Origin of the sequence: Psychrobacter sp. 78a-MNA-CIBAN-0178 (genome assembly GCF_040309625.1) — a bacterium.
GTDB classification, from domain to species: domain Bacteria; phylum Pseudomonadota; class Gammaproteobacteria; order Pseudomonadales; family Moraxellaceae; genus Psychrobacter; species Psychrobacter okhotskensis.
Genome location: NZ_JBEOOZ010000199.1, coordinates 1 through 241 on the forward strand (window position 1 = coordinate 1; position 241 = coordinate 241).

Sequence of the window (241 nt, forward strand, 5' to 3'; positions counted from 1 at the left end):
GGATAGCGTTCTTTACTAATTGACCGCAGTTGTAATCTGGATTTTTTCCATGCTCATCAACCATATATACGTTTTTTATCGTGGGACAGCTATCGAGTCCTAAATTCAAAACGCATCCACCCGCTAAATCTGCTCTATTACCAATGGCAACCATTTGAGCATTCGCATGACTGTCGCCTATGACAATTGCTTTCACTGGACCATCCCCATAAGTACAGTTTGGAGATACTCCGTTTTCTAC

General features: G+C 41.9%; 1 pseudogene. It reads right to left on the reverse strand.

The window, feature by feature from the left end:
- Positions 1-196: pseudogene (locus AAEY80_RS14825) on the reverse strand (acyltransferase family protein); the annotation flags it as partial.
- Positions 197-241 lie beyond the last annotated feature (45 nt).